This window comes from Arthrobacter castelli DSM 16402, from assembly GCF_000430705.1.
GTDB classification, from domain to species: domain Bacteria; phylum Actinomycetota; class Actinomycetes; order Actinomycetales; family Micrococcaceae; genus Arthrobacter_C; species Arthrobacter_C castelli.
The window spans coordinates 147,533-153,656 of the sequence record NZ_AUMN01000012.1; the positions used below are offsets into that span (position 1 = coordinate 147,533).

Sequence of the window (6,124 nt, forward strand, 5' to 3'; positions counted from 1 at the left end):
GCATGCTGAGTTTGATTGTCTTCCTGCCCCTGGTGATCGCCGCCGTCATGGCAGCGGTGCCCTCGATCGGCCCTGCGGCCGCCAGGTGGACGTGGGTCGCCGTCAGCGCCGCCGAGCTGGTGCTCGTCGGTGCACTCTGGGCCGGTTACGAGGATCCTGGCCCGAATGGGTTGGCGTTCGAGGAGCAGGTGCCTTGGATCCCGGGGGTCAACAGCAGCTACCACGTCGGGGTGGACGGGCTGTCATTGCCCCTGCTGGCCATGACCGCGGTCGTTTTCCTGGCTTGTGCCGTCTACGCCCTCAAGGATTCGGCACGGTCGCGCGCCCAGTCGGCGCTGTTCCTGTTCCTGCAGGGTGTGAGCTTCGGGGTGTTCGTCTCCGCCGATCTCATCTTGTTCTTCGTGTTCTTCGATCTGTCCATCGTGGGCATGTACTTCGTGATCGCCGGGTGGGGGCACGGTAACGCCGCGCGTTCGGCCCTGAAATTCTTCCTCTACACGTTCCTTGGATCCCTCGCCCTGCTGCTGGGCTTCATCGGGCTCTACGTGGGTTCGGACCCGCACAGCTTCGACATCCCCGAACTGGTAGGGGCCGCCCCGCTGGAGAACAATCCGGTGGCCGGGCCTCTGGTGATGGCGGCGATCCTGGTGGGGCTGGCCGTGAAGACGCCCACCGTTCCCTTCCACACCTGGCTGCCGCCGGCGCATACGGATGCGCCGGCCATCGGCTCGGCCGTGCTGGCGGCGGTGCTGCTGAAGATGGGCACCTACGGGTTCGTGCGCATCGCCATGCCGATCCTGCCCGATGCGTGGCGGGCCTGGGCCTGGCCGATCGTGGTCATCGGTATTGTCTCGGTGCTGTACGGGGCGTTGGTGGCACTGGCACAGACCAACCTCAAACGCATGATTGCCTACACGTCGGTGAACCATATGGGCTACATTGTCCTGGCCCTGGGAGCGGTGGGGCTCGTCGTTGATGACACCGCCGCCGCCCGTTCGGTGGCAGTGACCGGCGCGGTCGTGCAGATGGTCAGCCACGGACTGATCACGGCCGCGCTCTTCCTGCTGGCCGGGGTGATGCGGGCCAGGGCCGGCACTTACGATATGGACTCCTTCGGTGGCCTGGCGGGCCCGGCGCCGCGCTACGCGACACTGTTCGCCATCGCGGCGTTCGCCTCTCTGGGCCTGCCAGGATTATCCGGGTTCATCGCCGAGTTCCAGATCTTTGCCGGCAGCATCGCCCTCGCCCCGATCACCGCGATCGCGCTGCCGGGCATTTTGATCACCGCCGCTTTGTTCCTGCGGGCGCTGCAGCGGGTCTTCACCGGATCCACACAGGGCCAGTCGCACGGATTCGCCGACGTGTCCGGCCGGCAACTGTGGTCGGTCGGCCCGTTACTGGCCCTGTCACTGCTCATCGGGGTGCTGCCCCAGGTGTTGCTCGCGGTGATCGAACCGGCCTCGGCCGCCCTCGTTGGCCTGGTCGGGCGGTAACCGGTGCAGACTTCAATGCAGATGCAACCGGCACTTTTACTGCCCGAGATCATCATCTTCGCCGGTGGCCTCGCCGTGCTGTTGGGTGGATCGTTCCTGCCCCGGCACCGGCAGTGGATCGCCCGCGCCGTGGCCGCCGCCGCCCTGCTGGGCGCCGCGGCCACCGCCGCCGTGGCGATGGCCGGGACCGCGCAGACCGGGTTCTCCGGCACCTTCACCGTGGACACCGCCACCGGCGCTGCACGGGTAATCGCCGCGGTGACCACCCTGTTGGTCCTGGGAGTGGCCGGCGGGGAAATCGCTGGCTCCCCGCGGGAGTCCGACACCTACGCGCTGCTGCTCTTCGCCACCACCGGCACGATGGTGCTGGCCGGCACGACCGATCTGCTGGTGCTTATCGTTGGGTTCCTGCTGGCCAGCATCCCCCTCTACGGGATCGTGGGCCTCACCGGCGGCGCCTCCGGCGCTGAAGCGGCGATGAAGACCTACCTCATGGGGGCACTGTCCGGCATCGTGCTCATGCTCGGGGCCACCGTGCTCTACGCCCTGGCCGGCGGCACCGGCTACGCGAGGCTCGCCGACGAGCTGCCCGCAGCGCCGGCCGCGGCCGTGGGCGTAGGCGTATTGTGCGTGCTCACCGGGCTGCTGTTCAAAGCCGGCGGGGTGCCCGTCCACTTCTGGGTACCCGACGCCGCGCAAGGATCCGGCGTCACCGCCGCGACCTTCCTGACCACCGTGCCCAAAATCGGAGCACTGGTGGCCGTGTATCGGCTCGTGGCCACCGTCTCGACCGGGAACGACTCCTGGTTGATCGTCGCCGCGGTACTGGCCACGGCCTCGATGTTCCTGGGCAATCTCGCCGCCTACTGGCAACGCGATCCCCGCCGGCTGCTGGGCTGGTCAACCGTGGCCCAAGTCGGGTTCCTGCTCGTGCCCATAGCCGCCGCTGGCCGCAGCGACCTCGCCCTGCCCTCGCTGCTGTTCTATCTCGCCGCCTACGCCCCCACTAACGTTGCCGCTTTCGCCGTCACCGCAGCCCTGCCCAAGCACCGCGAACTCGCCGCCTACCGTGGCCTGGCCAGAACCCGCCCCGGACTGGCACTGGCATTGCTCGCCGCGCTGCTCGGACTGGTGGGCACCCCACCACTGGCCGTGTTCGTCGGCAAACTCACCACCGCCACCGCCGCCTGGGACAGCGGATACGGCTGGCTGGCACTGGTGGTGATGCTCAACAGCCTGCTCAGCCTCTTCTACTACCTGCGCTGGTTCGGCCCCGTCTTCGCCCGTCCGGCCGAGGACACCCAGGGCTTTCCCCGCCCCGGCGGGGCGGCCGACTGGCCCACAGCCACCGCCGTCACCGCCGCGACCGCGGGCTTGGGACTCGGTATCCTCGCCGGTATCGTCTGGGCAGCTCTGGAAGGACCGCTGCTACTTCAGGGCTAACCACCGAGGAGCTTGATTGACCGGTGCGGCCGCAGGTGGGTCAGACAAGGTTATGTGATCGTATTCTCGGGATTGGCCCGCGGGAAGTGAGGAAACTGAGCTGGACCAGGGGGGGGTAGGAATCAAAGCCGCCCTTTGAGGGTGCCTGCCGGTCTGCACGGAGCTACCGATGGGAAACGACAGCTCCCGCTCATCATTTGCATGCATGAGGCAGATTCGACTGTACCAGTCCCGGGAAGCGTCCCACATGGACTGCTTGTCACGATTATCTTGGCCCGGACTGCATGACGTTGACTATAACCAGTTTTCGGGATTCATGGTTTCACCGTTCACCACCACTTCAAAGTGCAAATGGCAGCCGGTCGAGTTTCCGGTGGTGCCGACGCCGGCGATCATTTGTCCACGGGTCACCGATTGGCCAACTTGAGCGCCAATGCGGGCCAAGTGGTTATAGGTGGTTTTCAGGCCGTTGCGGTGCTTGATTACGATACGGTTTCCACCGCCATAGGGGCTGAATCCCGCCTCAACTACGACCCCTGGTGCTGCGCTCAATACGGGCGTCCCGCAACTACCGGCGTAGTCAGTGCCCGTGTGCCTTTCCCCCGGGGTTCCCGTGAGGGGATTTGTTCTGTATCCGAATGGGGATGCGATCGAAAGGCTGGTCAGGGGAGCGGTCAGGCCGGCTGTGGCGGTGCCGTTCGGTGTGTTGTTGTTCGCTGTGACTGCCGGTTCGGAATCACTACCGGGCTTTGTGGGCACTGCCCCGGCCGGTGCTATGACTGGTGCCTCCGCATTTCCATTGGTGCCGCCCACGCCGCCTCCCTGAACGGAAATGTCTGGGCGCGAAAAATCCATCGAAATGCCAGCCGCTGCGGTCACGGCATCCTGATTCGCAGTCTCAGAGATCAGATCAACGGCGTCGGGGTGTGTCTGTTTGCGCTCGGGTTGTGTCGGGGCCGTGGCTGTCATGAGGGTCAGTCCGGCCACTGCAAGTGCGGTTCCTGCATGCTGGCTCCACCTGCGGACCCGAATACCAATACCCGCCGTACTCTGGTGTGCTTTACGCCGGCCGTGGGTCACAGCAAGGGGTGGTCCATCGCTTTTCCGCACCGCCGCAGCAGACTCCGGGTGATCTGTCAGGGCATGACGGGGCAAGGATCTTTCCTCTCTACACGCTTGCGGAGTTAGCTGTCGGATTCGAGCCAAAGAGTGCTCCGCCCGGACACCGCTGGCTTCTGCTTCATGCGCAAATGTGCACTGGCGCCAAGACTTCACCCCAAGGCAGCGTAGACGCTGCCGAACGTGGATCCTCCACCCTGTCATGTGAGTGCGGACGGTACAGGTTTACCGACAGGGTTCAGCGTGTAAACCCGCAGCGTGCCCTGGCTGGACACGCCGAACGGCCACGTTAGTTGAGAAGCAGCCAAGGTTACAATTTCGTGATCAAACATATGTATGCATCAGTTCAGGATTCTCGATTGATGCCGCTTGGGATGCCCCAGGCGGGATATTCCGGCCCGGGGCATCCCACAGAATGCTGCTACGGTTGCTGGACGTTGCTAGCCGTTCACCCGGTAGTACGCCGGACCGGAACCAATGTCCACGCTTTTGACGACGGTTTGGTTGCCGTTCCAACCACTGTGCATGGCTTTGCCATTACCGATGTAGATGGCGTTATGGGAGAAACCCATGCCTCCATCCGCGTAGTAGATGAAATCCCCGGGCTGCGGGTTCGAAACCGGGGTCGCGAACTCCATGAGTGATTCGGGCGATTCATCGCCCACTCCGCTGATTCCCGCGGCCTCCAGTGCCTTCTCGCCCAATACCGTGCAGTCCTGAATGGCACCCAGCTGCGCTTTGGCAGAGGCCAGGATGGCAGCATTCGTTGACGAAGCCGGGATTTCAGTGTAACCGGAGCCAGCCAGGCTCAGGCCCGAATTTGCCGGGGTGTTTGCTGCACCGGCACCTGCAGCTGCCGGCTCAACAGGCTGTGGTTCCTGGGCGTTTACGGGTGCGGATGCCGAAGTGCTCCCGCCACCAGGAAGGGCAATCACGTCTCCTGGATAAATGATGCTGTCCAGGCTGAGCCCGTTCAGTGAAAGAACCTTGTTGAGGCTGACGCCCTGTTGTGCGGCAATCTGACCAAGAGTGTCACCGGACTGCACGGTGTAACTTGTTGAGCCGGCAGATCCCGATCCGGTATTGGCCGTATAGCTGCTGCTGGCGGTTCCGGAAGGGTCGTCCGTTGCGGATCCGTTGGCGGTGGCTGATGCCTGGGCCGGAGCGCCTATCCCGAGCATCAGGGCGGACGCGGCAGCCAGCGCCGCAGCGGGACGGCCGAGGTGGCCGGCATTGGAGGAAACGGCCGTTGAAATCATTTCCATGGTGCCGGACCGGACCGGGGTGGCGCGGTGACGTGCGGCATGAGTACTTCTAGACAAGATAATGTCCTCTCCCAATGCCTGCGGGGTGAGCTGTCGGATTCGGATGGGAGGCACCCGGCCCCACACGCCCAGGCATCCAGTACTACCCGGGCGTGCGGGAGCTTAACCCCAAGGACTCCAGAGAGTCCGCTGATGGTTCCCCCGCCTCTGCCAGACGTATTGCGAACGGACCTTGCGGTGGTGGCAGAGTTCGGCAATCCACCCAAGGGCGCCGGTTCTATGGTGAAAGCGGCGCAGGGGCCAAACTACATCATTTTCACCCTGAATGTCACGTTTTTATAACGACATTCAAAAGTCAGATCCGCGTGAAGATTCCGCCGCCGCAGCAACTGCCGGTGACCGGATGCGAGTGATTGAGCCACATCACGATGGTCCTTACAGGTAGCTGCGTTTCACTACTCACTATACGCCGGGGGTGTCCCTATGTTCTTCGTCAAGGGGTTGGGCTTGGGTTTTTCGAGAATGCGCGGCATGGCGTTTTGGGCAGGGGTTAGCGGCCGGCGGCGTGGTGCTCGCCGGCTGTGGGGCTGGTCTGGTCAGGCTGCCTTGGCGGTTGGTGTGTCGTAGAGGGCGCCGTCGCGGAGCATGGCGAAGAGGACGTCGCAGCGGCGGCGGGCCAGGGCGATGAGGGCTTGGTTGTGGCGTTTACCTTCGGCGCGTTTGCGGTCGTAATAGGCTCGGGACTGGTCGTGTTTGAGGGCGGCGAAGGCGGAGAGGAACAGGGCTCGTTTGAGGACTTTATTG

Annotated in this window: 4 protein-coding genes, 1 pseudogene and 2 riboswitches; of the genes and pseudogenes, 2 read left to right on the forward strand and 3 right to left on the reverse strand. The window is 64.2% G+C overall.

Annotated elements, in window-relative coordinates:
• The first annotated feature begins 2 nt into the window (after positions 1–2).
• Together H535_RS0114305 and H535_RS0114310 are read left to right on the forward strand one after the other, a co-directional pair.
• Positions 3–1,493 carry a complex I subunit 4 family protein gene (locus tag H535_RS0114305; protein WP_026820089.1) on the forward strand — a complete coding sequence of 497 codons (1,491 nt, stop codon included), beginning with the start codon at positions 3–5 and terminating at the stop codon, positions 1,491–1,493.
• Positions 1,494–1,514: 21 nt separating this feature from the next.
• Positions 1,515–2,936, forward strand: coding sequence for an NADH-quinone oxidoreductase subunit N (locus H535_RS0114310; protein ID WP_035769744.1), 1,422 nt, complete (start codon positions 1,515–1,517; stop codon positions 2,934–2,936).
• 294 nt (positions 2,937–3,230) lie between these two features.
• Here H535_RS0114310 and H535_RS0114315 read toward each other — a convergent pair whose 3' ends face one another.
• The 3 genes and pseudogenes from H535_RS0114315 to H535_RS0114325 all read right to left on the reverse strand — a co-directional run.
• Positions 3,231–3,923 carry a M23 family metallopeptidase gene (locus tag H535_RS0114315; protein ID WP_245580324.1) on the reverse strand — a complete coding sequence of 231 codons (693 nt, stop codon included), beginning with the start codon at positions 3,921–3,923 and terminating at the stop codon, positions 3,231–3,233.
• A gap of 172 nt (positions 3,924–4,095) precedes the next feature.
• Positions 4,096–4,308: riboswitch (cyclic di-AMP (ydaO/yuaA leader) on the reverse strand.
• A gap of 187 nt (positions 4,309–4,495) precedes the next feature.
• Positions 4,496–5,377: a LysM peptidoglycan-binding domain-containing protein gene (locus H535_RS0114320; RefSeq protein WP_026820092.1), complete on the reverse strand. Its 882-nt coding sequence runs from the start codon at positions 5,375–5,377 to the stop codon at positions 4,496–4,498.
• A gap of 4 nt (positions 5,378–5,381) precedes the next feature.
• A riboswitch (cyclic di-AMP (ydaO/yuaA leader) is annotated at positions 5,382–5,581 on the reverse strand.
• Positions 5,582–5,916: 335 nt separating this feature from the next.
• Positions 5,917–6,124 (reverse strand): annotated as a pseudogene (locus H535_RS0114325) (IS110 family transposase); the annotation flags it as partial.